Annotated in this window: 1 protein-coding gene; it reads right to left on the bottom strand. The window is 76.2% G+C overall.

The window, feature by feature from the left end:
* The coding region (locus ACYVE9_RS27720) for a condensation domain-containing protein (RefSeq protein ID WP_461030639.1) at positions 1-1,152 on the bottom strand (1,152 nt) is incomplete at both ends.

Consider the following 1,152-nt stretch of genomic DNA (forward strand, 5'->3'; position numbering starts at 1 on the left):
CCCGGCGCCCGGGGTCCGCCCTGCCGCCAGCCGCGCGGCGACCCGCTCCGGGACGCCCGCCGTCAGCAGCCTGGTACGCAGCGGCTCCGCGGCCCACCAGTCGAGGACCAGCCGTCCGCCGCGGACACTGCCGGTGACGACGACTCCGTCGGGCCGGGCGCCGAGGGGCCGGGTGAAGGTCTGCTCGGCTTCCGGCGCGAGGGTCCACAGTGACCCGGGTGCCAGTAGCTCGGCGGTGAGGTCGCCGAAGTGCTCGTAGCGGTGCGGGACGTGTGGCCGGTCGCCGGCTGCGGGCGGTGTCGCCGGTACGGTCTCCGAACCCGCCGGTACCGCCTCCGATCCGGCCGGTACGGTCTCCGAACCCGCCGGTACGGTCTCGGAGTCGGTGAGCGGGCCCACGGTCCGGTCCGCGCCGCTTCGGTCGGTGTGGTCGAGCAGTTCCAGCGGCTGCCCGACTCCGTCGAACAGGCGGGTGAGTTCCCGCTCGATCGCCGTCGCGGCGGCCCGCCCCGGGACGGTGGCGTCGCAGTGCGCTCTGAGGGGTTCGCCGGCCGGTTCCCGGCCGTTCCGCGGCGTTCCGGGATCGGCCGCCGCTCCCGGGCGGCCGTGGGCATCGGACGGATCGGGCGGGGGCAGCCGGTCGAGGAAGGAGCCGGCAGGGGGCAGGACGACCGCTCCACCTGCCTGGACCTGCCGTACCGCGTCGGAAAGGTCCTCCAGGAGCAGCCTCCAGGACCGGGTGTCGGCGACGAGTTGGTGCAGCACGACCAGCAGGCCGGAGGGCCGCGGGCGGCGGTCGAGCACGGCGATCCGCAGCGGACGTCCGCCGACAGGGTCCGAGCCGGCGCGCATCCGGTCCGCGGCCTTTCTCAGCAGCCGTGCTTCGTCCGCCGGGTCCCGGCCGGTGAGGTCCAGCACGTCGACCGGGACGGAGCCGGCGATTCCGCCCTTGCGCTGGGACCACCGGCCGTCGCTCTCGCTGAAGCGGAGGCGCAGCGCGTCGTGGTGCTGGAGCAGCCGCAGCACCGCTCTGCGGACGGTGGCGGCGTCGAGGCCGCCGGGTGCCTCCAGCGGCAGGTCGCGGGCGCCGTCCTTCAGGTCCTCGGCCCCCTGCCGGAGCAGGCGCTGCTGGACGGCCAGCAGCGGGCCGTC

Source organism: Streptomyces sparsus (assembly GCF_054776295.1).